This is a genomic window from Variovorax sp. S12S4, assembly GCF_023195515.1.
GTDB lineage: Bacteria > Pseudomonadota > Gammaproteobacteria > Burkholderiales > Burkholderiaceae_C > Variovorax.
Genome location: NZ_JALPKR020000002.1, coordinates 4,865,784 through 4,889,636, shown reverse-complemented (window position 1 = coordinate 4,889,636; position 23,853 = coordinate 4,865,784). Strand labels below are relative to the sequence as shown.

At 63.4% G+C, this 23,853-nt stretch carries 26 protein-coding genes; 20 read left to right on the top strand and 6 right to left on the bottom strand.

What is annotated here, in order from left to right; all coding sequences use genetic code 11:
• The first annotated feature begins 44 nt into the window (after positions 1-44).
• On the top strand, positions 45-665 hold the full coding sequence (locus M0765_RS23955; protein WP_258506300.1) for an ATP-dependent DNA ligase: 621 nt from the start codon (positions 45-47) through the stop codon (positions 663-665).
• A gap of 1 nt (position 666) precedes the next feature.
• On the opposite strand, the gene M0765_RS23950 is transcribed toward M0765_RS23955, so the two are convergent.
• Positions 667-1,032 carry a hypothetical protein gene (locus tag M0765_RS23950; protein WP_258506299.1) on the bottom strand — a complete coding sequence of 122 codons (366 nt, stop codon included), beginning with the start codon at positions 1,030-1,032 and terminating at the stop codon, positions 667-669.
• Positions 1,033-1,388: 356 nt separating this feature from the next.
• Here M0765_RS23950 and M0765_RS23945 point away from each other — a divergent pair, with 356 nt between their 5' ends.
• Entirely contained in the window at positions 1,389-2,426 is a 1,038-nt protein-coding gene (locus M0765_RS23945) for an SDR family NAD(P)-dependent oxidoreductase (protein WP_258506298.1), read from the top strand.
• Here the strand turns inward: M0765_RS23945 and M0765_RS23940 are convergent.
• Positions 2,410-3,843: a diguanylate cyclase gene (locus tag M0765_RS23940; RefSeq protein WP_258506296.1), complete on the bottom strand. Its 1,434-nt coding sequence runs from the start codon at positions 3,841-3,843 to the stop codon at positions 2,410-2,412. The two genes, M0765_RS23945 and M0765_RS23940, sit on opposite strands and share 17 nt — an antisense overlap.
• Between M0765_RS23940 and M0765_RS23935 the strand changes: the two genes are divergently transcribed.
• Together M0765_RS23935 and M0765_RS23930 are read left to right on the top strand one after the other, a co-directional pair.
• The gene (locus M0765_RS23935; protein ID WP_258506295.1) at positions 3,842-4,222 is read left to right on the top strand and encodes a hypothetical protein; all 381 of its coding nucleotides are present in this window, start codon (positions 3,842-3,844) and stop codon (positions 4,220-4,222) included. The genes M0765_RS23940 and M0765_RS23935 overlap by 2 nt on opposite strands.
• 248 nt (positions 4,223-4,470) lie before the next feature.
• Positions 4,471-5,511, top strand: a complete 1,041-nt coding sequence (locus M0765_RS23930) for a hypothetical protein (protein WP_258506294.1) — start codon at positions 4,471-4,473, stop codon at positions 5,509-5,511.
• Positions 5,512-5,514: 3 nt separating this feature from the next.
• Here M0765_RS23930 and M0765_RS23925 read toward each other — a convergent pair whose 3' ends face one another.
• Complete coding sequence (locus M0765_RS23925; protein ID WP_446751572.1) at positions 5,515-6,684, bottom strand: SMP-30/gluconolactonase/LRE family protein; 1,170 nt, start codon at positions 6,682-6,684, stop codon at positions 5,515-5,517.
• A gap of 302 nt (positions 6,685-6,986) precedes the next feature.
• Between M0765_RS23925 and M0765_RS23920 the strand changes: the two genes are divergently transcribed.
• From M0765_RS23920 to M0765_RS23875, 10 genes are all read left to right on the top strand, one after another.
• Positions 6,987-7,373, top strand: coding sequence for a tripartite tricarboxylate transporter TctB family protein (locus tag M0765_RS23920; protein ID WP_157613866.1), 387 nt, complete (start codon positions 6,987-6,989; stop codon positions 7,371-7,373).
• 10 nt (positions 7,374-7,383) lie between these two features.
• On the top strand, positions 7,384-8,907 hold the full coding sequence (locus tag M0765_RS23915) for a tripartite tricarboxylate transporter permease (protein ID WP_258506293.1): 1,524 nt from the start codon (positions 7,384-7,386) through the stop codon (positions 8,905-8,907).
• A 251-nt stretch (positions 8,908-9,158) separates the two neighbouring features.
• Positions 9,159-9,641, top strand: a complete 483-nt coding sequence (locus M0765_RS23910; protein ID WP_258506292.1) for an Hcp family type VI secretion system effector — start codon at positions 9,159-9,161, stop codon at positions 9,639-9,641.
• Between the two features lie 92 nt (positions 9,642-9,733).
• The gene (locus tag M0765_RS23905; RefSeq protein WP_258506291.1) at positions 9,734-11,947 is read left to right on the top strand and encodes a type VI secretion system Vgr family protein; all 2,214 of its coding nucleotides are present in this window, start codon (positions 9,734-9,736) and stop codon (positions 11,945-11,947) included.
• 8 nt (positions 11,948-11,955) lie between these two features.
• Positions 11,956-13,278, top strand: coding sequence for a DUF2169 family type VI secretion system accessory protein (locus M0765_RS23900; protein WP_258506289.1), 1,323 nt, complete (start codon positions 11,956-11,958; stop codon positions 13,276-13,278).
• Complete coding sequence (locus tag M0765_RS23895) at positions 13,275-13,631, top strand: DUF4150 domain-containing protein (RefSeq protein ID WP_258506288.1); 357 nt, start codon at positions 13,275-13,277, stop codon at positions 13,629-13,631. Before M0765_RS23900 ends, M0765_RS23895 begins: the two co-directional genes overlap by 4 nt.
• Before the next feature lie 7 nt (positions 13,632-13,638).
• The gene (locus M0765_RS23890; protein WP_258506287.1) at positions 13,639-14,517 is read left to right on the top strand and encodes a hypothetical protein; all 879 of its coding nucleotides are present in this window, start codon (positions 13,639-13,641) and stop codon (positions 14,515-14,517) included.
• Complete coding sequence (locus M0765_RS23885; RefSeq protein WP_258506286.1) at positions 14,478-14,888, top strand: hypothetical protein; 411 nt, start codon at positions 14,478-14,480, stop codon at positions 14,886-14,888. The genes M0765_RS23890 and M0765_RS23885 overlap by 40 nt, the downstream gene beginning before the upstream one ends.
• Positions 14,885-15,370, top strand: a complete 486-nt coding sequence (locus tag M0765_RS23880; RefSeq protein ID WP_258506284.1) for a hypothetical protein — start codon at positions 14,885-14,887, stop codon at positions 15,368-15,370. Before M0765_RS23885 ends, M0765_RS23880 begins: the two co-directional genes overlap by 4 nt.
• Positions 15,371-15,376: 6 nt before the next feature.
• On the top strand, positions 15,377-16,387 hold the full coding sequence (locus tag M0765_RS23875; protein ID WP_258506282.1) for a hypothetical protein: 1,011 nt from the start codon (positions 15,377-15,379) through the stop codon (positions 16,385-16,387).
• Between the two features lie 30 nt (positions 16,388-16,417).
• On the opposite strand, the gene M0765_RS23870 is transcribed toward M0765_RS23875, so the two are convergent.
• Positions 16,418-17,344: a LysR family transcriptional regulator gene (locus M0765_RS23870; protein WP_258506280.1), complete on the bottom strand. Its 927-nt coding sequence runs from the start codon at positions 17,342-17,344 to the stop codon at positions 16,418-16,420.
• A gap of 322 nt (positions 17,345-17,666) precedes the next feature.
• Here M0765_RS23870 and M0765_RS23865 point away from each other — a divergent pair, with 322 nt between their 5' ends.
• The 5 genes from M0765_RS23865 to M0765_RS23845 all read left to right on the top strand — a co-directional run bounded on the left by M0765_RS23865 (position 17,667) and on the right by M0765_RS23845 (position 21,082).
• Complete coding sequence (locus M0765_RS23865) at positions 17,667-18,119, top strand: nitronate monooxygenase (RefSeq protein WP_258506279.1); 453 nt, start codon at positions 17,667-17,669, stop codon at positions 18,117-18,119.
• The gene (locus tag M0765_RS23860) at positions 18,116-18,637 is read left to right on the top strand and encodes an NAD(P)H-dependent flavin oxidoreductase (RefSeq protein WP_258506278.1); all 522 of its coding nucleotides are present in this window, start codon (positions 18,116-18,118) and stop codon (positions 18,635-18,637) included. The genes M0765_RS23865 and M0765_RS23860 overlap by 4 nt, the downstream gene beginning before the upstream one ends.
• Before the next feature lie 12 nt (positions 18,638-18,649).
• Positions 18,650-19,039, top strand: coding sequence for a tautomerase family protein (locus M0765_RS23855; protein ID WP_258506276.1), 390 nt, complete (start codon positions 18,650-18,652; stop codon positions 19,037-19,039).
• 155 nt (positions 19,040-19,194) lie between these two features.
• A complete protein-coding gene (locus M0765_RS23850) occupies positions 19,195-19,437 on the top strand; it encodes a DUF485 domain-containing protein (protein WP_258506275.1) in 243 nt (80 codons plus the stop codon).
• A gap of 1 nt (position 19,438) precedes the next feature.
• Positions 19,439-21,082, top strand: coding sequence for a sodium:solute symporter family transporter (locus M0765_RS23845; RefSeq protein WP_258506273.1), 1,644 nt, complete (start codon positions 19,439-19,441; stop codon positions 21,080-21,082).
• Here the strand turns inward: M0765_RS23845 and M0765_RS23840 are convergent.
• Both M0765_RS23840 and M0765_RS23835 read right to left on the bottom strand, forming a co-directional pair.
• The gene (locus tag M0765_RS23840; RefSeq protein WP_258506272.1) at positions 21,023-22,426 is read right to left on the bottom strand and encodes a heavy metal sensor histidine kinase; all 1,404 of its coding nucleotides are present in this window, start codon (positions 22,424-22,426) and stop codon (positions 21,023-21,025) included. The genes M0765_RS23845 and M0765_RS23840 overlap by 60 nt on opposite strands.
• Positions 22,423-23,094, bottom strand: coding sequence for a heavy metal response regulator transcription factor (locus M0765_RS23835; protein WP_258506271.1), 672 nt, complete (start codon positions 23,092-23,094; stop codon positions 22,423-22,425). The genes M0765_RS23840 and M0765_RS23835 overlap by 4 nt, the downstream gene beginning before the upstream one ends.
• Positions 23,095-23,220: 126 nt before the next feature.
• On the opposite strand from M0765_RS23835, the gene M0765_RS23830 reads away from it, so the two are divergent.
• Entirely contained in the window at positions 23,221-23,853 is a 633-nt protein-coding gene (locus tag M0765_RS23830; protein WP_258506270.1) for a DUF5666 domain-containing protein, read from the top strand.

Here is a 23,853-nt window from a genome sequence, read left to right as displayed (position 1 = left end):
ATTGGCTGACAGCCAGCCGATGCCGCGAGGTACAGCGTCCCGCCATGGCCAAGCTCGACCGCTACCAGCCAATGCTGCTCGACGAACGTCCGATCGTTCTCGACGAGCCGGGGTGGATCTACGAACTGAAGCTGAACGGCTATCGGGTGCTGGCCGAGTTTGGCGGTACCGTGCAGCTGCGCACGCGCAATGGAACCGATGCCACCACGTGGTTTCCGGAGGTCACGCAAAGCCTGGGTACGCTGAAGAGCGGGCAGTGCGTGGTCGACGGCGAGGTCTGCGTGTTCGACCAGGCGGGCCGCAGCGACTTCAGCCAGCTGCAGGATCGCGGCGCCCGGGGCCGGTATCCGGGTGGCCCGAACGTTGTCTACTGCGTCTTCGATCTACTGATGCACCGCGGCGTCGACATCACGCAGCAGCCGTTGCTAGAGCGCAAGGCCGCGCTCGCCGCGATTTTCAAGAAGAGGCCGCGGCCGTACATCATGTACGTCGACCATTTCGAAACGGGTGCTGCCCAGCTCTTTGCCGACGTCGTGACCCCGATGAAGCTGGAAGGCCTGGTCGCCAAGCGCGCGGGCAGCGTCTACCAGGCGGGCGTCCGGTCGAGCGATTGGGTCAAGGTCAAACGCAGCGTCATCCCGGCGGGGCGGGTTGCGCGAACCTGACTCAGGCGGGACGCGTATCCGGCCAGACAGGCGTCCTTGCCGGGCCGGGGGCGCGAGGGCCCATGCGCTCGTCCAGGGCGTAGCCTTCGAGCGCTCTCACGCCGGCACGCAGCGCATCGAGCCAGATTTCGTAGGAGAGCTCGGCGGACTCCAGTTCTCTCCAATGGCTTGCGTCGTCGCATTGCTCCGTCAGCACCCAGAAGAAATGCCCAGGGTGCGGTTCGTCGACATAGATGGCGATCCGCCTGACGTGGCTCATTGCAGTGTCCTGGCAAGGCACTTGCTCAAACAGCCTGGCCGCGCGGAGCTTGTCCCGCGCGGCCTGCTTGTCGTCGACAACGCCGGTTTTCTGGGAAGCGTCGGCCATGGTGGTCTCCTTGGATCTCGCGCAAAGGGTGTTCTGGCAATCGACATGCCTGTGGCTGCAGGGGTATCCGCATCCCGTGAATCGGCGATGAAGAAACAAATCCACGCGCGCGCCACTGCGCCTGTGAATCCGGCGGTGCAATGAGCAGGTGAGGCAAGAAATACAGCAAAAATGCCAGCGCGAGCAAAGCCGTCGCGCCCTGGAGTCCCACGCTCGTGGGCCGCGGCGCCGGGCCTGCCGCTTGCCAGTCGGTCGTTCAACCCTTGTCCCGGCCGCCTCATGGACGGATGCAGCCGCAGTGCCTTCGAGTGTGCTGTCTGTGTTGCCACTGGGCTCAGGGCGGTCAAGGAGCACCCATGAACTCATCCGCCGCGATTCGCTTGTTCGTGACTGCGCTACTCACCTTCGCACTCGGTGGCTGTGCGCTGGCGCCGACAGTCGGTGCTGACGATGCGCGCCGCATTGCCGGCAAGACCTATGTGGTCACCGGTGCATCGAGCGGTTTCGGCCGCGGCGTTGCCGTGAGGTTGGGCGGGCTGGGAGCCAATGTTGTGCTTGCAGCGCGCCGCACCGAACTGCTGGAAGAAGTCGCCCGCGAGGTGCGCAGCGCCGGAGGCAACGCCCTGGTGGTGACGACCGACGTGGCGCGTCCAGGCGACATGGATCGCCTGATGTCGGCCACGCTTGCGCGCTTCGGCAGTGTCGACGTCTGGATCAACAACGCCGGCGTGGGCGTCATCGGGCGCTTCGAGGAAATTCCGGTGGCCGACCATGCACGCGTGGTGGACGTGAACCTCAACGGAGTGGTCTACGGCAGCCACATCGCACTGGGGCTGTTTCGCCGGCAGGGCAACGGAACGCTGGTGAACATCGGCTCGGTCGAAAGCGAAGTACCGCTCGCCTATCAGGCCTCATACGCGGCCTCCAAGGCGGGTGTGCTGGCGCTTGGCCGCGCGCTCAACGAAGAGCTTCGGTTGGCTCGCCTTTCGGGCGTGCACGTTGTCACGGTGATGCCTTGGGCAGCCGACACCCCGTTCTTCGCGCATGCGGGCAACTACAGCGGACGAGAGCCGAACATGGTGGCGCTCGATCCACCGGAGAAGGTGGTGGAGGCGATTGTGTGGGTGTCCGTCAATCCGCGAGAGGAGCTCCCGGTCGGGTGGAAAGCAGGGGTGTCGACCGCGAGCCACCGGCTCTTTCCCGACCTGACCGAGCGCTTGTCGGCCGACATGGTGCACAAGGCGCAGATGGAACGGGCGCCGCCGGCGCCGAACGGCCCTGGCGCAGTGCACCAGCCGCTCGAGGCCGGACGAGGGGTGAGCGGCGGCATGCTGCTGCGGCCCGGGCCAGACGGCGCACTCCGGCGATCCGAACGGGTCATTCGTGCACCATGACCGTGTTTCGCCCCTCCTGCTTGGCGAGGTAGAGCGCCTCGTCCGCGGCTTTCAGAAGCTCGAACGGTGTGCTGTCGGGCTGCGGCACTCCGGCCGCCACGCCAAGGCTGATGGACACCGTGCCCAGCGCCGACGCCGCATGGGGAATCCGCAGATCGGCCACGGCCAGCCGCGCCCGTTGCGCGACTTCGAGCGCACCTTCGGCGTCGGTCGCGGGCAACAGAAGAACCATTTCCTCGCCCCCATAACGCGCGACAAGGTCGCCCGAGCGCCACACGGCTGAGCGCAGTGCGTGCGCGATCTGGCGCAGGCACTCGTCGCCTCCGAGATGGCCGTACAGGTCGTTGTACTTCTTGAACTCGTCGACGTCGACCATGACGACCGCCAGCGGCGTCTGGCCTTCCAGCGCCTGCTGGAAGTTGAAGAGCAGGCGGGCGTCGAAGTAGCGGCGGTTGGCCAGGCCTGTGAGCCCGTCTTCCTGCGCAAGATGTTCCAGGCGCTCATTGGCCTCGGTCAGTGCGTCGCGCGCGCTTCGCAAGTGCAGTTCCGCCACCAGCCGCCGGCGCATCGAGCGGATCAGGTAGCGGCCCGAGACGCCGACGATCAGGCACAGAAGGACCACCCAGGTCGTTTGATAGATCGATGCGGACTTCCATTCCTGCAGCGCCTCGTCCTTGCCGACGGCAACGGTCACGAAGAGCGGATAGTCCAGCAGGTGTTCGAAGCTGATGATCCGCGTCACGCCGTCGATCGCCGATCTTCCTTCGACAGTGCCCGAGCGCGAGGCCTGGAACCGCTTCTGGAACGGCGAATCGGTATTGCGCCTGTTCATGTCCGCTTCCCTGAAGGGGCGGCGAACCAGGAGCTGGTCCGCTCCGAACAGCGCAATCGCTCCTTGGTCGCCGATCTGAAAGCGGTCCAGCACGCTCAGCAGGTGCTTGACGCTGAGCGTGACCAGCACCACACCGGCAAAGTTGCCGTCGGGGTCGTTGATCCGTCGAGACACCGGAATCACCCACTCGCCGGAAGAGCGGCTCACGATGGGCCCGCTGATCAGCGTGCGCGCGCTCGGGTTGGCCCGGTGGTAAATGAAGTACTCGCGGTCCGAGTTGTTTTTGGTGCCCGCCGGGGATGCTTCGGAATAGACGAGCCAGCGGCCTTCCTCGTCATAGATGAAGAGCCCCTTGATGGCTTGCACTTCGGAAGCGTGGTTCACGAGAACGGGCTGAAGACGCTGCAGCGTCTCGGGCGTGATGTCCGCGCGCTCGAGTTCGAAGACGATGCCCGAGATGATGTGTTCGGCCAGGGCGACGGTGCTGTCGATCTGCTGGCTGACCGCGCGTGCGAGGTTGGTGTTCGCCCGCTCGATCTGCTCGTTTTCTGCGGTGCGCGCGCGAATGACCAGCCATGCGTTCATGACCAGCAACGCCACGCACACAAAGACTACAAACAAAGTAGTACCGAAGATGACGCGACTTTTTTGCGCGTCCGTTTTTCGGGCGAGTGAGCTCGCGTCGTTCGATGACCTCGAGCCGATGGACGTATCTGGAACCGTCTCGGGCGACGGAGGAGCGGGCGCTTTTTTCATCGAAGGCTCGACTCTACAAAAAAACGTCGGTCGCCGTCTCTACCGGCGCTGCGGGGTTTCTTTTTTGTCGCACGCCGAGCCTGAAGCGACGCTTCGTGTCACCTTTGGAGGTAATTCGCGTGCTTTTCTTCGAGGGCCACGCGGGCATGGATCGTGCGCCATGTGCCGCGGTCGATTCTTTTCAAATCAAAAAAAGCGCTTTTCATGATCACGTCTTTTCGAGGGTGCATTTCAGCACTGGTGTTTTCGGTGCTTCTGTTTGGCTGTGGCGGAGGAGGTGGTGGCGGTCAAGGTGGCGGCTTAGGCAGTCTGGCTGGGTTCGCCGGCAACGGTGCGATTCAAGGCAGCAACGGCGCCAACCAAGGTGGCGATGGCCAGAGTGCAGGCGGGGCAGGGAACACGGGCAGTACAGGTGGAACAAGCGGGGCCGGCAATACAGGAGGAAGTACCCCGCCCATGCCGACAACCGTCGCACTGGTGACCAGGCTCGGCAAGCCTGCCCGGGTGCTGGTCGGGCTCGGTGGGAGCAGCATCGACCAGATGAAGATCCAGGACATTCACCCGGATATCGTCGACACCTACCTCGTGGGCGTCGGCGCAGGCGCCTGGCCCAGCTGGAACAGCCCTGACGGGGCATACGTCACAGTCACCGCGCAGGCCAACCAAGCCTACGGCGCGATTCCCATGCTCACGCTCTACCAGATGCAGGGCGATCTGAGCAACATCAACGACGCGACCTTCATGAACAAATATTGGGGGCAGACGCGGCTGATGTACCAGCGCATTGCAGCCCTCGGTACGCCCATGCTGGTCAATCTGGAGCCGGACTTCTGGGGATTCGTTGCGGCACAAGCGCCGAATCGCGATGCGACGCAAGTGGCAGCCGTCGTGAACAACCAGCCCGAATGCGCCGGGCTGCCGAACACCGTCGCAGGCCTCGGCCAATGCCTCGTGCAAATGAGCAGGCAGATCGCGCCCAAGGCACTCGTGGGGTTCCCGCCTGCCTTCTGGAGCGGCACCCCTGCCGAGATCGGCGCGCAGATGAAGGCGGTCGGGGCAGACAAGGCGGACTTCATCGTCGCCCAGACCAGCGACCGCGACGCGGGCTGCTGGGAAGTCGCATCGCCTCCTGATGAATGCACAGGGCGAAGCGGTCCGTTCTATTGGGACGCAACCAACCAGACCTCGCCGAATTTCCATGAGTCCCAGAGCCAGATCTCGGCCTACCGGGCAGCCCTGGGCAATGGCCTCCCGATCCTGTGGTGGCAGACACCGATGGGCGTGCCGTCCGACACGCCAGGCGGCACCGATCAGCACTACCGGAACAACCATGTCGACTACATGCTGCGCAACACGCAGGAGTACGGCGATACCTACACGTTCGCGATCGTCTTCAGTCCGGGTGGCAGCCATCAGACTTCGATCAGCACCGATGGCGGCCAGTTTGCCCGCCTCTCGAGTCAGTACCTCGCACGAGGCGGCGCCACCCTGAAGTAGCGCCTAGCCCGGCGCCGCGCCCTGTGTCGCTGTATAGACGGCATACAGCGACTGGCTGGCCGCCATGAACAGGCGGTTGCGCTTGGGGCCGCCGAAGCAGACGTTGCCGCAAACTTCCGGCAGCCGGATACGCCCGATGAGCCGGCCCTGCGGCGTCCATACCGTAACGCCGCTGTAGCCCACGTTGCGGCCCGCATTGCTGGAGCACCACAGGTTGCCGTCGACGTCGGCGCGCACGCCGTCGGGCGCGCACTTCACGCCGTCGATCATGAAGTTGCTGAAGAGCTTGCCGTTGCTGAGCTTGTTGTCGGAGCCGACATCGAACACATACATGTCGCCCTTGCCGCCGGGAATGGTGTCGCCCGGCCCCTGGCCGGTGCTGACGATGTAGAGCTTCTTGAAATCGGGTGAGAAGCACAGGCCGTTCGGGTCGGGCACCAGGTCTTCGCCAGCCACCTGCGTGAGCGTGCCGCTCTTGTCCAGGCGGTACACCGCGGTCGGCAGTTCGCGCTTGTAAGAGCCGATTTCGGGCGGCTGCCCGAGCCTCGGGTTGAGCCGGCCGGCCTTGTTCGCGGGCCCGCCCGGTGCGTCGACCGCGCCCTCGTAGAGCTGGGCGCCGTAGGGCGGATCGGTGAACCAGTAGCTGCCGTCAGGGTGAGGAACGATGTCGTTGGGCGAGTTGAGCCGCTTGCCGTTGAAGCTCGAGGCGAGGACGGTGACCGAGCCGTCGAGCTCGTAGCGCACCACGCGCCGCGTCAGGTGCTCGCAGGACAGTTGCCTGCCCTGGTAGTCGAAGGTATTGCCGTTGCTGTTGTTGGAAGGCGCGCGAAACACGCTCACATGGCCGTCGTCCTCGCTCCAGCGCAACTGGCGGTTGTTCGGTATGTCGCTCCACACCAGAAAGCGGCCGACGGAATTCCACGCCGGCCCTTCGGACCACAGCGCGCCGGTCCACAGCCGCTGGATGGGGGCGTTGGGCTGGCGCAGGCCATCGAAGGCCGGGTCGACGGTGAGCACGTCGGGGTCGGTGAAGTAGGTGGTCGGCGCCCCGCCCGGGCCGAAGTCGCGCGGCGGCCGGGTGATGGTGCTCGGTGGTGCTGCCGGCTTGCCGGAGGCAGCTTGCGCGTGCGTCCAGCGCGGAAAGACGAAGGAGGCGCCTACCGCGGCACCCACGCTGCCAAGAAGCTTTCGGCGTAGTACCGAACTATTCAAACCTGGATCGACTTTTTCTTGTGCCACTAATCACTCCATGAAAAGGATGGAAGAAGCTGGAGAAGGGCGGGGCGTCTCCAGGCTCGCTTGATACATGAGCCGGCCATCGCGGTCAACGGCGTCGGTTGTCCGCAGATACGTAGTTCCCCTCGCGGCTGGGTCAGATTGCGATCAGGCCGGCGCAAGAGCATGCCGTTGCGTTCGACAACCCACCACATCGGGCACGTATGAAAAACAGAAATCTTGCCAGGGGACTCTTCCTCATGGCAATTGCGCTGGCCTTCGGCCTTACGGCGCTTCGCTATCCGATCGGAGACCTGAGCCGCGCCGGGCCGGGGCTTTTTCCGGTGATGGTGAGCAGCCTGCTGCTGCTGATCGGCGTGTCGACGGTGGTGCGGTCGTTCTTCGTCGAGCCGGTTCGGCTAGACCTTCACTTCAAGAACATCGCACTCATCCTCGCAAGCCTTTGCGGCTTCGCGTTGATCTCGATGTACCTGGACATGGCCGCAGGCATTGTCTTCATGGTGTTCTGCTCGGCCTTTGCCGGCAGCTCGAACTCGTGGCTGCGCAACGTCAAGATTTCCGCCGGACTGATCGCCATGGCGTTCGCGCTCCAGAAACTCCTCGGCCTGAACCTGCCGCTTTTTTGAGGCCCCTGCCATGGAAGTCTTGAACAACCTGGCGTTCGGTTTTTCGCACGCCCTCACGTGGCAGAACCTGCTGTTCTGCGCCATCGGCTGCACGGTGGGAACGCTGGTCGGCCTGCTGCCGGGCCTCGGTCCGCTGGCAACCATCAGCCTGCTGCTGCCGCTGACCTATTCCATTCCGACGACCGGCGCACTCATCATGCTGGCCGGCATTTACTACGGTGCGCAATACGGCGACAGCGTGAGCGCCATCACCATGAAGATTCCGCATGCGAGCAGCATCGTGGCCTGCATCGACGGATATGCGATGACGCTGAAAGGGCAGACTGGCCTCGCGCTCTTCACGGCCGGTTTCTCCAGCTTCATCGGCGGCACGGTCGCCATTCTGGTGCTGTCTTTCTTCGCACCCATGCTGGGCGAGGTCGCCTTCCTGTTCGGTCCCGCGGACTACGTCGCAATGATGCTGGTGGGCTTTGTGTGCGTGAGCTTCGTCACCACCGGCAGCCTGCTGAACGGCCTGGCGATGTGCATGATCGGCGTGCTGCTGGGAACCATTGGCACCGACGTGAACAGCGGCATGGCGCGCTTCACGCTGGACATGCCGTTTTTGACCGACGGCGTGGGCATCGTGAGCATCGCGCTGGGCTGCTTCGGCATTGCAGAAATCACCAAGAACCTCGACTCCCGCGAAGAGCGCTCGCCCTTTAACGGCAAGATCAACCTCATTCCCACCTGGGCGGAGTTCAAGCGGATCATTCCCAGCGCGCTGCGCGGCAGCGTGGTCGGCTCGCTGCTGGGCATATTGCCCGGCGGTGGCCCTACCATTGCGCAGTTTGCGGCCTATGCGCTCGACAAGAAGGTGAGCAAGTACAAGCATGAGATCGGCACCGGCTGCATCGAGGGTGTGGCCGGCCAGGCTGCGGCAGACGAAGCGGCCGCGCGCACGAGCTTCATTCCGCTGATGAGCATCGGCATTCCAGAAAACGCAGTAATGGCGCTGATGCTCGCGGCCTTCATCATCAAGGGCATCCAGCCGGGGCCCAACATGATCGGCGCGCACCCCGAATTGTTCTGGGGCCTGGTGGCCAGCATGTGGATCGGCAATGTGTTCTTGCTGGTGCTCAACGTGCCGCTGGTGCGCTACTGGCTCTCGGTGTTCAAGATCCCGTACAGCGTGCTTTTTCCGTCGATCCTGTTCTTCTGCTGCATTGGCACCTACAGCGTCAACAACAACCTCGAAGACCTCTTCATCACGTCGGCCTTCGGCTTCATGGGCTACATGTTCATGCGGCTCGAGCTGGACGCCGCGCCGCTCATGCTCGGATTCATCCTCGGCCCGATGCTCGAAGAGAACTTCCGCCGAGCGATGCTGCTGAGCCGCGGAAGCTTCAATGTGTTCGTCAACCGGCCCATCAGCGGCACGCTCATGGCGCTGATCGCCGTCTTCACCGCGTGGCAGGTTGTGGCCTTCGTTATCAAGGCACAAAAGAAGAATGCCGACGCGGGCATCGTGCATGGCGCGTTGGCCGAGGAGTGACTTTGCGTCGCCTTCCTGAGAACTAAATAGAAAGCAATATCGAGTTGGAAATTACTCCCAATTTCTGATGGAAAAATTTCACAAATGTTCGACAAATGAATGCAAGTAGAAATTTTCGTCACGCATGAGTAACGGACTCTTTCTAGAGTCACATGCGTGATCAATGACTCCGGAGGGGAGTTCATTGATGCATATCGCGCTGTCGGCACCAGACAGCTTTTTTGCTTTCAATGACTTCAGGAGAAATCACCATGGCAGTAGACATGTTCATGCGCGTCGAGGGCGCAAACGGCGAATCCAAGGACTCGAACCATAAGGACTGGACGGATATCAAGTCGTTTGCATGGGGAGCGACGCAGCCTGGAAACATGGTCAGCGGCGGTGGCGGCGGTGTGGGCAAGGCAAGCTTCAACGACCTGCAGGTTCTTGCACGCATCGACAAGGCGGCCCCGTCCGTCATGAAGAACTGCGCCAGCGGCAAGCACCTGAGCAAGGTCGAAGTGTCGGTGTGCAAGGCCGGCGGCTCGCAGATCGAATACACCCGCGTCACGCTCGAAGAAGTGCTGGTCACCTCGGTGCAATACACGGCCGAGCAGGGCGGCGATGCGGTGCTGGTGCAGTTCGCCTTCCAGGCCGCCAAGGTGAAGCAGCAGTACTGGGAGCAGACGGACAAGGGCGGCAAGGGCGCCGAAACCGTTCTGGCCTGGAACATCAAGGAAAACCGGGAGGCTTGAGCCTCTTGCCGTCCGACGTCTCGGGGCCTCGTTTCTGAGGTCCCGGGCGTTGCGAGCGTGCTTCTTTCCGCCGGTCAACTCAGGGGGAATCCATGCCAACAGGCTCCGCGCAGCTTGCGCGTGTTCTCAGCGTTTCATCGTCGGCCATGCCCACGTTGGGCGGCGAACCGGCATTGGAGCCGATTGCCATCGACGGCAGTGAAGGGCTGAGCAGCCTGTTCGGCTATACCCTGACCCTGGCCACTCCCGAGCAGTCCGGCTACAACGAGCGCCAGGCCGCCAATGTGGCCATCAAGCAGCTGCTGGGCGAGGCGCTCACCGCACACATCGTGCTCGACGGGCGGCCGGGTTCGGGCTCGCAGCGCCGCCATATCTCGGGCCTTGTGACGCGCGTGCGCTTCTTGCGGCTGGAGAACCGGCGCGCACTGTACGAGGCGGTGATCGAGCCTTGGCTCACCCTGGCCACGCGCACCAGCGACTACCGCATCTTCCAGAACCAGAACGTGCTGGACATCGCGAGGGAGGTGCTCGGCAAATACGGGCTGCCCTTCGACGTGCGGGCCACGCGCAGCTATCCGCCGCGGGAGTTCCAGGTGCAGTACGGCGAAAGCGACTACGACTTCGTCGCGCGGCTGCTGCACGAGTGGGGCCTGTACTTCTACTTCGAGCACGAAGAGAAGAGCCACAAGCTGGTGATCGTCGACGACATGGCTTCGCACCAGCCCTTTGCTCATGCGGGCTACCAGACCGTTCCGTTCCACGCGGCGGAGGCCACCGTGCGCGAAGAGCACTGCGACCGCTTCAATGCTTGCGAAGAGCTGCAAAGCGGCCGCTGGGTGACCAGCGACTTCGACTTCAAGCGCCCGAAGGCCGAACTGCAGCAGGTCAGCGCCATGCCGCGCAAGACGGCGCAGAACACCTGGGAGCGCTATGGCTGGCCGGGCGACTACGTGGTGGAGTCCGAAGGCGAACAGCTGGTGCGCACGCGCATGGAAGAAACCGGCAGCCGCGGCGAACGCGCGAGCGGCTCGGGCAACCTGCGCGCGGTGGTGCCGGGCTGCCTGCTCACGTTGGAGCGCCATCCGCACAACGAATCGAACCGGCAGTATTTGGTGACGGAAGCCCACCTGCGGCTGCAGGACGTGGGCGATGCCAGTGCGCAGCAGGAGTTCGAGTGCCGCGTCGATTTCGAGGTCATTCCGGCGAGCAAGGTGTTCCGGGCGCCGGCACCGCCGGTGCCGAGGCCGCGCACCACCGGCCCGCAGACGGCAATCGTCACCGGGCCCGCAGGCCGGGAGATCTGGACCGACGAATACGGCCGCGTGAAGCTGAGCTTTCACTGGAACCGCTATTGCACCAGGGACGAGAACAGCTCGTGCTGGGTGCGCGTGTCCTCGCCCTGGGCCGGAACCAACTTCGGCGGCATCCAGATCCCGCGCATCGGCCAGGAGGTGATCGTCGACTTCGAGAACGGCGACCCGGACCGTCCGATCGTCACCGGTCGCGTGTACAACGCCGACAACATGCCGCCGTGGAGCCTGCCCGACAACGCCACGCAGAGCGGGCTGCTCACACGCAGCTCCGAAGGCGCGACCGATGCCAATGCCAACGCGCTGCGCTTCGAGGACAAGAAGGGGCAGGAGCAGGTGTGGCTGCACGCCGAACGCAACCAGGACATCGAGGTCGAGCACGACGAGACGCACTGGGTGGGGAACGACCGCAGCAAGACCATCGACCACGACGAGACCGTGCATGTAAAGCACGACCGCACGGAGACGGTGGATCATGACGAAACCATCACGGTGCACAACAACCGCACCGAGACGGTGGACGGCGACGAGACCATCACCATCCACAAGAACCGCACCGAGACCGTGGATCTCAACGAAACCATCAGCATCGGCATGAACCGGACCGAGAAGGTGGGCCTGAACGAGACCATTCACATCGGTGAGCACCGGACGGTGACTATCGGGGGCGCGAAGATGGAAACCATTGCGCTGGCCAAGGCCGAGACCATCGGATTGGCCAAGGCGCTGACCATCGGCCTCGGCTACCAGATTACCGTGGGCGCAGCCATGAACACCAGCGTTGCGCTGATGCAGACCGAGCAGGTGGGGCAGTCCAAGCGTGTGGACGTGGGCAACACGCTGACCCTGCAGGCCGGTGACCGCATCCAACTGGTGTGCGGCAAGAGCTCGCTGGTCATGACGTCGGATGGTGCGGTCACCATCAGCGGCTCGTCGTTCGATTTCACGGCCAGCGGTCCCGTGCAGATCAGCGGCAACGACATCGACTTCAACTGAGCGCCGCGGTGGAGTTTCGCAACCTCACGCCTTTCGATGCGATGTGCTTTCGCGCCGCAACGCCAAGCGACCGCGAATACCGGGTCGTCGCCATGAAGGTCGGCTACAGGCTCGTGCGCGGGCGGCGCGGCCAGTGGCAAGCCGAAGTCAATGACGACCGACCCGTGCCGTTGACGCTTGCCGACGAATACTGGGGTGAAGAGGGCGCGTCGAGCCCGCGCGAGGAGAGCGATCTTGCACCCTACAAGCCGCGCTGCGACGTGATCGTGAACGCCATCGCTCATGCGCCATGCGGCGTGCCTGCCTCCGACTGGGAAGTGCGTGTGAGAGTGACGGCGCGGCCACAGTGGCTGCAGTTGCCGCAGCCGCCGCGGCCCCTTCATCCGGGCGCGCGATTGACGCCAAGGCAGCAGCAAGAATGGGACAGCGAGACGCAGAGTGCGCAGGCGCTTGCCGCGCCTCGGGCCGTGCTCGACAAGCGGCTCCGCATCAGCGGCCCGGCCGTTCTGTACCGGCGCGACAAGCGCAACTGGGAGCGTACGCCGTCGGAAGCCGTTGCCAGCCTGCCCATGCGTTGGGAATACGCCTTGGGAGGCCGGAGCCTGCTGCGCCGGGCCGGTGCTCCAAAGGACGAGCCGCCGCTGCTCGACGAAGTCTGCTTCTCCAATCCGCTCGGGCGCGGCTGGATCGAGCAGCGCGAACTCGAAGAGGCGCGCAGCGCAGGACAGCCCGAGGTCGAGCGCATCGCGGCCCCGCAGATCGAAGCGGCCGGAGTGCGCATGCGGCAGCCGGTCATCGCCAGGCATGCGAGCGCCAACCAGGACGCCCGGACCATGGCCGAGACGGCCAGGAGCTATGGCGAGACGCCCGCCGGCCTGGGAGTGGTCGGCAGGGCCTGGGCGCCGCGGCTCGCGCTGGCCGGAACGTATGACGACGCCTGGCTCGAGCAGCGTCACCCGTGGTTGCCGAAGGATTTCGACTTCGGCTACTGGAATGCAGCGCCCGTCGACCAGCAGATCCCTTACCTTCCGCCCGACGCGTGCATCGAACTCTGGAACCTCAGCGACCCCGCGACCACCCCGGAGGGCCATTTGTCGGTCACCCTGCCGGGGCACCGCGCGCTCGTGCTGGCAAGACTGGACAACGGCGCGTTGCTGCCCTTGCCGATGGTCACGGACACGCTTCTCATCGATACGCAAGCCATGGCGCTGTCGCTGGTGCATCGCATATGGATTCCGTCGGACGCGCCGGTGCGCGTGGTCGAGGCCCGTTTCGAGACCGATCCGCAGGCGCCATTGGTGCGTTCGCAAAACATGGCGCTGAACCAATGAGCGCCAACGTCACGGCCCGCAAGGATGGCAGCTGGCGCGTGGTGAGCCTTGCGCCGGACGTCTGCAAGACGCCGATGGGCAGCTCGATTCCGCCTGTGCCCTATCCGGTTACCGCGCAGCTGGAGACCACCACATCGGTGGCCAGGAGCGTGCGCGCCAACGGTCATCCGGTGGTGGTGTACGACATGAGCATCGTGCCCACGACCATCGGCGACGCCGCCGGCGCGGCCAAGGGCGTGAAGAGCGGCACCGTGCAGGGCAAGTGCTACCCAAAGGACCACAGCGGAACCGTGCGCGCCGAAGGCAAGCTGCTCGTGCGCCATGACGATCTGTTCTGGATGAACGGGAAGTAGGGCGCCGATGACGGTCACCATCGACATCGATCCCGCTTTCAGCAGGCCGGTTGGCGGTGGCGGCCGCCTGGTGGGCTACAACAACGCCGATTCGGTGTCGATGCTGTACTTTCCCTCCGACCTTGGGCCGGCGGAAAAGACGTGGCACATGTCGCACGAACAGTACGAGGAGCTTCGCCAGGCTCAACCGACGCTGGAACTGCCCGAACTCAAACCCCGCAAGCCCGGCACCAATGCGAACGGCAACACGCTCGGCTCCGTGGTCGGCGAGACGCCTTCGAGCGCCGGCAAGGCGACACAGGCCAACCCCGAGGTGAAACCCGAGACGCCGAAGGAAGAGGGCTGGTGGGGCAGTTGGGGCAGCTCGGTAGTGCACACGGTGCTCGACGTGGGCGGCGCCATCCCGGTCGTCGGCATTTTTTCGGATGGCATCAATGCGGGCATCTACGCGGCCGAAGGCGACATGGTCAACGCCGCGATCTCGGGTGCCTCCGCGGCCGCCAACCTGATTCCTGGCGGCGGGGCCGCCACGAAGGCTGGCAAGCTGGCCTACAAGGGCGGCAAGATGGCGCTGGAGAAAGCCGAGAAGGAGCTGGCCGAAAAGCTGCTGAAGGAGCAACTGGAGAAAGAAGCGGCAGAAAGGCTGGCCAAGGAGAAGCTCGAGAAGGAGGCCGCGCAAAGGCCGACACCGGCGGTGGCGGTGGTTCGAAAAAGAATGACTCGCAGGTCAAGAAGGGCAAGAAGCCGAAATGCGGCGGGCGGGCGACTTACGGCAAGCAGGCCGGCGACTTCCTGGGCAATGAGATGGAGCGGGATCACATTCCCAATGTGGCCTCGCTCAAGGACATGGCCGAAAAGATGCTGCGCGAGGACGGCATCGATCTGACGCCGGCACAGCGTGACTCGCTGTTCGGAAAGGTGGGAAAGAACGGGCAGCGTGAAGGCGGAAAGATATACACCCACGCACAGACCGTCGCCGTGCCCAAGGAGATCCACAGAGCAAGTCCCACCACCGGAAACCACGAGAACTACAAAGACTCGAAAGATCTCGCTGGGGCGGCGCGTCGCGACACCAGGAATCACAGGGACGCCATCGAAAAAAGTGACAATCACAAGGACTGCGCAAAGGCCCTGGAAGAGGCCTCGGAGGTCATCGACAAGATCTCGAACGATCAGTACAAGAAATTTCTGAACAACTTGATCGACGACGCCCTCGAAGGCAAGCGAAGCTCGAATCCATGGAAAGGAATCTTATGAAAGCGCCGCATCGATATCCGGAGGCCCAGGACTTTGTCTCTGCGATCGCCAAGCCATTCGACAGCGAACCGGGGAGCAAGGTCGTGGAGCCTTTCGGCATCGTATGGCCCGATGCCGTCAAGCTCGATAGTGGCCTGGAGATCTACAACGTCAGCGCGCCGACTCTGGGCATAGGCTTCACGTACAAAGATGCAGGCTTGGTGTTCGAGCAGGAGTATCACGACGTGGGCGAAGGCCCGTTCTTGCTGACGCAATGCGGCTTCTGGGGCCACGAGGACGAGTACGAGAGCTACAAGGGCCCTCTGTGGCAGGACCTGCGGTTCACCGACACCGTGGCCGATGCAGTGGGCAAGCTGGGTGCCCCAACCCGCGTGGGTCGCCTCGATATCCATTTTTGGGAGCTGCCCGATTTCAGATTGACGATCCAGTGGAAGAGCCCAGGCAAGATTCGAGTGATTTCGTACTGGATGAAGCAGGATTGACGCGCGGTGAGCCTGTTCAGCTTTCTTTCGTTGCTGGGCGCGGACTCGACGGATGCGCAACTGGTCACGGCGCTGGACCAACTCGGCGTGCGCCGGCGGCCGGAGAGACCGTCTCCCTTCAAGAGCCCTTACGAGGTTCTCTTTCGCTTGAGCAAGCATGGTCTCTGCCTGTCGTTCCAGGACCTCGCCTATGTGGAGAACCGGCCGCCGCGCCAATGGGGCAACAGCACGCTGCAGTTGCGTACCGTGACGGTCACGGCGGGCGTGGAAGGCAAGTATTTGCCATACGCCGGCGAAATGCCCTACGGCATTTCCTGGAGCGATACGCGCCAGCAGGTTCGCGAGCGGATGGCGCAGCACCAAGACAAATTGCACGGCTACCTGCGCGATTGCTGGTGGTTCGGCGAGCGCTACATGAGCGTGACCTACCAGCCGGGCGACATCACCCGACCCGAGCAGCCGGGCGTTTTCGAGCTGTCCTTCGGATTGTTCTACCCCGAGAGCGAATTGGTGCGGCCGGCAAAGTATCCGAATCACGAAGTGCTCGTCGGCCTTTTCGGCAAGTCGATGGATGCCCCCGAATTCCGCCAGGCGTTCGAGTCCTTCGATGTGGAGAACTGGAAGGCGCAGAGCGAGGACGGACACCTCGACCGCCGGCGGGCTTTCGGATTCGAGTTGTACTTCGATCCCGCCAGGCCTGCCGATGACGGCACGCCGTCCTTTGCCGGCGCGAACCTGACCAGGGGCCGGCTCGGTCCTTCGCAGAAGTGGGAAGGCACCTTGCCTTTCGGCCTCGGCTTCGACGACACGCCGCCAATGCTGCGGCAGAAGATACCCGCACCGCCTCTTGGGTGGGATGACTCCATGGTCGTCTGGGGTTTCGCGAAATGGTCTCTTCCGCAGATGGACGTGCGAGTGAACTACGACACGGTGCAGAACTGTGTGGAATGCATTGCGCTGCTGGCGCCCGGCTATCTGCGACGCAATGAATTCGAATCCCGAGCCTCCGGTCAATAGGAGGGGGCGAGCGGACTCGCCCCAGTTGGCTCACGAGGCAGCTGCTGGCTCGAACATGTCGCTCACCGGAAAGTCGCCAAGCTGGCGCAACGCCGGGCGCGCCAGGCATTCCCGAAACATCCGCATCGCGGTGGATTCGAAGGCGTCCCGGCGTGTGACGAGCAGCGTAGGCGCCCGGGAGATCGAGGCATCGATTTCGTGCACCACCAGCCGCTCGTGTGCGAACGACCTTGCGACCACATACCGGGGCAGCAGGGTGACGCCGACGTCGGCGCCAACGCAGCCCAGAATGCCTTCCAGCGTTCCGAATTCAAGCCGCCGATAGGACGGCCGGCCGAGCTGGACGAGCAACTGCTCGAGACGCTGACGGTAGGAGCAGCCCGTCCGGAACATGAGTGCGGTCAGCGGCGCCGCCTCATTGCGCAGGGCCGCAAGATGGGGCCAGCGCCGCGACGTGACCAGCACCAGCTCTTCATCGAAGATCTTCTCGGCCTTCAGCCGGGGGTGATCGATCGGTCCCGCAACAAATGCGCCGTCCACCTCGTTGTCGATGACGTTCTGGATCAGCTCGGCCGTGGGCCCGGTGCGCACGACCAGTTCGACGGCCGGGTGGCGGGCGTTGAACTGGCCCAGCACTTCCGGCAGGCGCACCGCGATGGTCGTCTCCATGGAGCCGATCACCAGCGGCCCCTTGGCCTGGCCGTCGTCGCGCGCGTTGGCCGCCGCTTCCTGCAGCAGAGCCACCGCGCGAGAGGCGTAAGGCAACAGGCGCATGCCGGCGCTGGTGAGGGCGACGCCGCGGCTGTGCCGTTCGAACAGCGGCAGGCCAACCTCGTCCTCGAGCGCCTTGATGCGGCTGGTGACGTTGGACTGGACCGTGTGAAGCTCCTTTGCGGCCTTGGTGATGCCCGCGCAGCGAGCCACTGCGGCAAAGGTTGTGAGATCGCCAACTTCCATATGCATCTCCAGATCAGATCAAAATAGCTGATGACTTCGATCAGCAAGCAGCTTCCGCAAGATGCATACCTGCAAAAAGCCGGGCCCAACGAACAGGTTGGTGCGAATGCGCCCCACAGAGGGGCATCGTAGGCAGTTTTGCTGGGCCGGAGCCCATGGTTAGCCCTAGGTGGACGCGGCGCCGCGGCGCTGGAGGCATCGTCAGAAGAACCCCTGCAACCGATCTGTTAAATAGATCGGCGGCATCAAAACAAATCGTTTCCCAGGATTCGATCGGCTTCCTAGCATCCGGGCCTTCCACCACCCCATGTCGAGGAGTCCCATGCTCACCAACCGCTTCACCGAAAAGTTCGGTCTGCAATATCCGATCGCTCTTGCGCCCATGGACCCTGCCTCTGGCGGCGTGCTCGCTGCGGCGGTGTCGAATGCCGGCGCACTCGGCCTCCTGGGCGGCGGATACGGAAGCCACGAAGTCCTGGAGCGTGAGTTCGACCTGGCGGGCGACGCATCCATCGGCTGCGGCTTCATCACCTGGTCGATGGCGCGGGATGTGTCGCTGCTCGACAAGGCGCTGGCGCGCCGGCCGCGATGCCTGATGCTCTCGTTCTCCGATCCCGAGCCCTTCGCCGCAAAGGTGCATGCGGCGAAGATTCCACTGATCTGCCAGGTGCAGACGCTCGAGCACGTGCAGCGCGCGCTCGACGTCGGTGCGGCTGTCGTCGTGGCGCAGGGAACAGAGGCGGGGGGCACGGTTTCGACCGGCAAACCACCATGACCTTCGTCCCGGAGGTCGCCGACTACCTTGCAGCAAAAGGGCCGCAAACAATCTTGCTCGCCGCCGGAGGTATTGCGGACGGACGCGGCCTGGCGGCTGCATTGATGCTGGGTGCCGATGGGGTCTTGATGGGAACGCGCTTCTGGGCAACCCAGGAGGCCCTTATCCACCCCAATGCCAAGGCCCGCGTGACGCAGGCGCGCGGATCGCAGACGATTCGCACCTCGGTGTATGACATCGTGCGCGGAAAAGCCTGGCCGAAGGAATACACCGGCCGCCTCATGCACAACGACTTCATTCATCGCTGGCATGGGAACGAAGAGGCGCTTCGACCTCTGCGCGAGTCTGAGCTGCGCGCCGTCGAATCGGCGCATGAGACCGGCGACTACGACTGCGCGAATGTCACGGTGGGGCAGGCCATTGGCCTGATAGGCGACGTCCCGTCGGCGGCAGATGTCGTGCACCGGACCGCCCGACAAGCGCGCGACATCATCGACAACGCGCAACGCCGCATCTGAGGGGCGTTGCAAATGCCAATCTTGAAATTCGACCTCATTCAAGGCCGGGACGACGAGCAGCTGCTGGCGCTCCTCGACAGTGCCCATGCGGCAATGGTGCAAGCGTTCGAGGTGCCGCTTTCCGACCGCTATCAATGCGTCACGCAGCATCGACCGAATGAACTCGTGATTCACGACACGGGGCTGAATCTTCCGCGCTCGAACAACGTGGTGCTGCTGACCGTTGTCACCCGGCCCCGGCCCGACGTGCAGAAAAGAGACTTCTACCGGCTCCTCGTCGCCAACCTGCAGAGGGACTGCGGCCTGCGTGCGGAAGACGTGGTGGTCAGCCTTGTCGAAAACAAGGACGCGGACTGGTCCTTCGGCCTTGGCGAGGCCCAGTTCCTGACGGGGGCGCTCTAGGTCGGAGCACTCGAGGCCGTCCGCCTTGGTGCAGGCAATGCACCTTCATCAGGCATCTGGGCAACGGATCGGTCTCATCGAAATTAATCGTTTCCTGCACCTCGGCCACATCGATATGGTTGCGCCCGGATCGAATCAACTTGACGGAGATTTTCATGCGTCGCGACCTCAACGATGGAGGCGGCGAATCGCTGGGCTTCGGCCTGGCGCTCACCGCCGTGCAGGTTCTTGTCTACTTTGCGTTTGTGCTGATGTGCTGCTTCAACGCGAGAGGAATGGCGTTCACGGTGCCCGTGCTCGACATTCCTTTCGCATTCGCCTTCGGTCTTCTTGTGATCCTTTGCGGGATCGTGTTGACCGTCATCTACGTTGTTCGAACCAACCGGATGGATGGCTGACATGAAGAAATTGATTGCTGCGTTCGCAGCTTCGGCTTCGGTGACCTACGCGTTCGCCGCGGGCGGGAGCATCGGCTCTCCCTCCGCAACCTCTGTGTTGCTTTTTCTCGCAGTGATTTCGATCACGCTTGCCATCACATGGTGGGCCGCGCGCCGCACGTCGTCGACCAGCGACTTCTACGCGGCGGGAGGACGCATCTCCGGGTTCCAGAACGGACTGGCGATCACCGGCGATGCCTTGTCTGCGGGCGCCTTTCTCGGCTTGACCGCGCTGGTCTTCTCGAGCGGGTTCGACGGCCTGATCTACGCCATCGGCTACACGACGGGTTTGCCGATCGTTGTGTTTCTGATGGCGGGAAAGCTGCGCCAGTTGGGAAAATTCACCTTCACCGATGTCGTTTGTTCACGGCTCAGTGGCAGTGCCATACGGGTGTTTTCCGCGTGCGCCTCGCTGATCATTGTGGCGTTCTACCTCATCGCCCAGATGGTCGGCGCGGGGCAGTTGATTCAGTTGCTCTTCGGCATCGACTACACCCTCGCCATCGTGCTGGTCGGCGTGTTGATGGTGCTGTACGTCGTCTTTGGTGGAATGATGGCCACGACGTGGGTCCAGATCATCAAGGCCGTGCTGATGCTGGGCGTTGGAGCGGCAATCACGTTCCTGGTGTGGCAGCAGTTTGGCTTCAGCATGGGCGCATTGCTTCGCAAGGCGGTCGAGGTGCACCCAGGAAAGGACGCCATCCTCTCGCCGACGGCTTTTGCCAAGGATCCGCTGTCGGGGCTTTCGCTCGGTATTGCACTGATGCTGGGTACCGCAGGCCTGCCCCATGTGCTGATGCGCTTTTTTACCGTGCCCGATGCCAAGGCTGCACGCACGTCGGTTCTCTGGGCAACCATCTTCATGAACTGCTTCTACGCCATGATTTTCATCATCGGCTTCGGCGCACTTGCCTTGCTTCGCACGCATCCGGAATACATGGACGCGAAAGGCTTGCTGATCGGCGGCAGCAATACGGCTGCACTGCATCTGTCTCATATCCTTGGCGGCGAAATCATGTTCGGGCTGGTCTCCGCCGTCGCATTTGCCACCATCCTGGCGGTTGTTGCCGGCCTGACACTGTCTGGCGCTTCGGCGATCAGCCACGACATCTATGGCGCACTGTTTCGGCACAAGACGGCCGATGCTCGGGATGAAATCCGGATCGTTCGTGTGGCCACGATTGCGCTCGGTGTCTTTGCGATTGCGCTCGGCATTGCGTTCAAGGGGCAGAACGTCGCCTACATGATCAGCCTGGCGTTCTCGATCGCCTGCTCGTCGACATTTCCGGTGCTGGTTCTTGCGATCTACTGGAATCGCCTGACAGCCACCGGCGCAGTGGTAGGGGGAAGCGTGGGGCTGCTGTCTTCGCTGCTGCTTACCGTGCTTGGCCCGGCGATCTGGGTCAAGGTGCTTGGGCACGCAAGCCCTGTGTTCCCGATAGATCCGCCGGCCTTGGTGACTGTTCCGCTGGCCTTCTTGGCCTGCGTGATGGTCAGCCGTTACTGGGCACCGGCGGAGTCGACCCAAGGGGAGGACCTGCGGCGCTCACGCGGTCATCGCGGGAAAGCGCAACTCGAACCGCATCAAGCCGGGCATAGGGCATGAGGCGGACACTTCGCCGCCGTGCAATGCCATGATCGCCTTGACGATCGCGAGCCCGAGGCCGTTGGATTCGGTGTGCCTGCGTGCTGCGTCGCCTCGGTAGAAGCGGTCGAACAGACGTCCGAGCTGTTCGGGCGGGACCGGCACGCCTTCGTTCTCGACAGCTATCGTCGCCGTGCCGCCGTCTTGCACACCGATCAGCCGCACGATCGTCCCCGGTGTGCCGTGGCGCACTGCATTCACGACGAGATTGTTGATCGCGCGCCGGCACAGCGCTGCATTGACGAAGGCCATACCGCTGGCTTGCACTTCGAAGCGAAGCCCGTTCTCATCGGCAGGGCCCTCGAAGTACTCGGCGATCTTCTCAAGTTCGGCATGCAGCGCAATCGGAGTTCGCTCGATCGTCAGCGATGCATGGTCGGCTTGCGCGAGGAACAGGATGTTCTCCGCAATCTGGCGTAACCGGTTCAGCTCTTCGAGGTTCGATTCAAGAAGCTGCTGGTACTCATCGGCGCTGCGAGCCCGTTGCAGCGCGACTTGCGTCTGTCCGATCAGCGCGCCGACGGGAGTGCGGATTTCGTGCGCGAGATCGGCAGAGAATTGTGAAAGACGCTCATAGCCGATGGCAATGCGGTCAAGCATGGCGTTGAACGCGACCACCATATGCTGCACTTCGAGCGGCGCGTCATGCTCTGGCAGGCGTATGGCGAGATTGATCGGGTTGATCAACGCCGCCTTCCCGGCAACCCGGCGCAGCGGCCTCAGGCCGTGCCGCAGCACCAGATACGCAAGAATGGTCGAAGCGAGCATCGCGATGATGGCGCTGAGGATTACGCGATCTCGATTGGCGCGAATCATCTTCACCTCGGTGGTCAGTGGGTGGCCGGCCACCACCTCCACCATATCGCCATTGCGGCCTGAACGCGCGAGCGCCGCAACCCAATGCATCGGCACGCCATCCGCCATCGGCATGTTCAGTACGTTCCCGATCGCCAGATCGCGGTCGGCCGAGACTGCGACGAGCGAGCCGGGCACGGGAAAACGGCGGGGGTTGACGTCGATGAAAGGCGCTTCGCCGGGGCGACGCAGCAGCAGCACATCGCTCTCGGCACCGAGCATGGCCGTGAACAGAGAAGGTCGCTCGTGCAGGTCGGAGATCGTCTGCACGTTGCCTACCAGGCGGCGGAAGTGCTCGACGCGTCCGATCAGCCGCGTGTCCAGTTGCTCGGTGATCGCCGACCTCGCGGAATAAAAAAAGTAGGCGCCGAGCATGCCGGTGACCGTGCAAGCGATCAGAGCAAGCAGCAACGTGGCTCGCACCGCCAGCGATCGCGGCAGCCACCTCATGGCGCGTCGCCGAACGAATAGCCGATGCTGCGCACCGTGTGGATCAGCTTTTTCTCGAACGGCTGATCGATCTTCGCGCGAAGGCGCTTGATTGCGACGTCCACGACATTGGTGTCGCTGTCGAAGTTCATGTCCCACACTTCTGACGCGATCAGCGTGCGCGAGAGCGCCTCGTTCCGCCGCTTGATCAGCAGTTGCAGCAGAAGGAACTCCTTGTTCGTCAGCGCGATCTCCTTGCCTTCGCGCGTGACCTTGCGGCGCAGGACGTCAACCTTCAGGTCGGCGAACTCGTAGAACTCGGCTTCGCGCACGATGCCCCGACGCAGCAGCGTGCGAATGCGCAGCACCAGTTCGGTGAACGAGAAGGGCTTGACGAGATAGTCGTCGGCGCCGAGTTCAAGGCCGCGAATGCGGTCGTCCAGGCGGTCGCGCGCGGTGAGAAAGAGCACAGGCAGGTCCCGCTTGTCGCGCAAGGCCTGCATGATCTGCCAGCCGTCGATGCCGGGCAGCATCACGTCAAGCACGACGAGGTCATAGGCGTGTTCAAGCGCCATGTGCAGCCCATCCGTTCCGGTGCGCGCAAGGTCGACGGCGTAGCCGCTTTCCTTCAGGCCCTTTTTGAGGTAGTCGCCCGTCTTCGGGTCGTCTTCGATGACAAGGATGCTCATTGGAGTGTGTCCACCATTCTCTCTCGCAGCGCGGCGCCGATTCATGACTTTTTTGTCATCCAAATGCCATGCCCCTGAGCTCGGGCGATCCCTAGAGTGGCTTGTCTTCACTTACTACGGCCATCCATGAACACCAGACTCGGAAAACTTTTTCGGACCTTCGCCCTCCCGGCATTGATGACGGCCGGCCTGCTTGGCGCCAGCTACTCCGCGCTTGCGCAGACCCCGCCCCCGGTTGGTGTGCGCGGCGCGATCACCGCCGTCAGCGACGATTCGATCAAAGTCCGTACCAACCGCGGCGAAGACCTGACGGTCAAGATCAACAGCAGCACTCAGGTTCGCGCGGTCACGCTCGCCAAGTTGACCGACATCAAACCCGGCAGCTACATCGGAACGGCGGCGACTCCGCAGCCCGACGGTTCTTTGAAAGCGCTTGAAGTGCATGTGTTCCCGCCCGCGATGGCGGGCACCGGTGATGGTCACCGTGCCTGGGATCTAGCACCCAAGAGCACCATGACCAACGGCACGGTCGGGGACCTCGTCGCGGCCAACGGCCGGACCCTGACTCTCAAGTACAAGGGCGGCGAGAAGAAGATCGTCGTGCCGGACGACGTGCCGATCGTCAACCTCGAACCTGGCGATCGCTCATTGCTCACGGTGGGTACCAAGGTCGTGTTGTTTGCGAAGAAGGAAGCTGATTCAAGCCTGTCTGCAAGCTTCATCTCCGCGGGCAAGGACGGCGTGACGCCGCCGATGTGA

What these genes read in the sequence shown, in the direction of transcription:
- M0765_RS23955 (WP_258506300.1), top strand. Translation starts at nt 45, where the DNA reads ATGGCCAAGCTCGACCGCTACCAGCCAATGCTGCTCGACGAACGTCCG.
- M0765_RS23950 (WP_258506299.1), bottom strand. Translation starts at nt 1,032, where the DNA reads ATGGCCGACGCTTCCCAGAAAACCGGCGTTGTCGACGACAAGCAGGCC.
- M0765_RS23945 (WP_258506298.1), top strand. Translation starts at nt 1,389, where the DNA reads ATGAACTCATCCGCCGCGATTCGCTTGTTCGTGACTGCGCTACTCACC.
- M0765_RS23935 (WP_258506295.1), top strand. Translation starts at nt 3,842, where the DNA reads ATGACCAGCAACGCCACGCACACAAAGACTACAAACAAAGTAGTACCG.
- M0765_RS23940 (WP_258506296.1), bottom strand. Translation starts at nt 3,843, where the DNA reads ATGAACGCATGGCTGGTCATTCGCGCGCGCACCGCAGAAAACGAGCAG.
- M0765_RS23930 (WP_258506294.1), top strand. Translation starts at nt 4,471, where the DNA reads ATGCCGACAACCGTCGCACTGGTGACCAGGCTCGGCAAGCCTGCCCGG.
- M0765_RS23920 (WP_157613866.1), top strand. Translation starts at nt 6,987, where the DNA reads ATGGCAATTGCGCTGGCCTTCGGCCTTACGGCGCTTCGCTATCCGATC.
- M0765_RS23915 (WP_258506293.1), top strand. Translation starts at nt 7,384, where the DNA reads ATGGAAGTCTTGAACAACCTGGCGTTCGGTTTTTCGCACGCCCTCACG.
- M0765_RS23910 (WP_258506292.1), top strand. Translation starts at nt 9,159, where the DNA reads ATGGCAGTAGACATGTTCATGCGCGTCGAGGGCGCAAACGGCGAATCC.
- M0765_RS23905 (WP_258506291.1), top strand. Translation starts at nt 9,734, where the DNA reads ATGCCAACAGGCTCCGCGCAGCTTGCGCGTGTTCTCAGCGTTTCATCG.
- M0765_RS23895 (WP_258506288.1), top strand. Translation starts at nt 13,275, where the DNA reads ATGAGCGCCAACGTCACGGCCCGCAAGGATGGCAGCTGGCGCGTGGTG.
- M0765_RS23890 (WP_258506287.1), top strand. Translation starts at nt 13,639, where the DNA reads ATGACGGTCACCATCGACATCGATCCCGCTTTCAGCAGGCCGGTTGGC.
- M0765_RS23885 (WP_258506286.1), top strand. Translation starts at nt 14,478, where the DNA reads ATGGCCGAAAAGATGCTGCGCGAGGACGGCATCGATCTGACGCCGGCA.
- M0765_RS23880 (WP_258506284.1), top strand. Translation starts at nt 14,885, where the DNA reads ATGAAAGCGCCGCATCGATATCCGGAGGCCCAGGACTTTGTCTCTGCG.
- M0765_RS23870 (WP_258506280.1), bottom strand. Translation starts at nt 17,344, where the DNA reads ATGGAAGTTGGCGATCTCACAACCTTTGCCGCAGTGGCTCGCTGCGCG.
- M0765_RS23865 (WP_258506279.1), top strand. Translation starts at nt 17,667, where the DNA reads ATGCTCACCAACCGCTTCACCGAAAAGTTCGGTCTGCAATATCCGATC.
- M0765_RS23860 (WP_258506278.1), top strand. Translation starts at nt 18,116, where the DNA reads ATGACCTTCGTCCCGGAGGTCGCCGACTACCTTGCAGCAAAAGGGCCG.
- M0765_RS23855 (WP_258506276.1), top strand. Translation starts at nt 18,650, where the DNA reads ATGCCAATCTTGAAATTCGACCTCATTCAAGGCCGGGACGACGAGCAG.
- M0765_RS23850 (WP_258506275.1), top strand. Translation starts at nt 19,195, where the DNA reads ATGCGTCGCGACCTCAACGATGGAGGCGGCGAATCGCTGGGCTTCGGC.
- M0765_RS23845 (WP_258506273.1), top strand. Translation starts at nt 19,439, where the DNA reads ATGAAGAAATTGATTGCTGCGTTCGCAGCTTCGGCTTCGGTGACCTAC.
- M0765_RS23840 (WP_258506272.1), bottom strand. Translation starts at nt 22,426, where the DNA reads ATGAGGTGGCTGCCGCGATCGCTGGCGGTGCGAGCCACGTTGCTGCTT.
- M0765_RS23835 (WP_258506271.1), bottom strand. Translation starts at nt 23,094, where the DNA reads ATGAGCATCCTTGTCATCGAAGACGACCCGAAGACGGGCGACTACCTC.
- M0765_RS23830 (WP_258506270.1), top strand. Translation starts at nt 23,221, where the DNA reads ATGAACACCAGACTCGGAAAACTTTTTCGGACCTTCGCCCTCCCGGCA.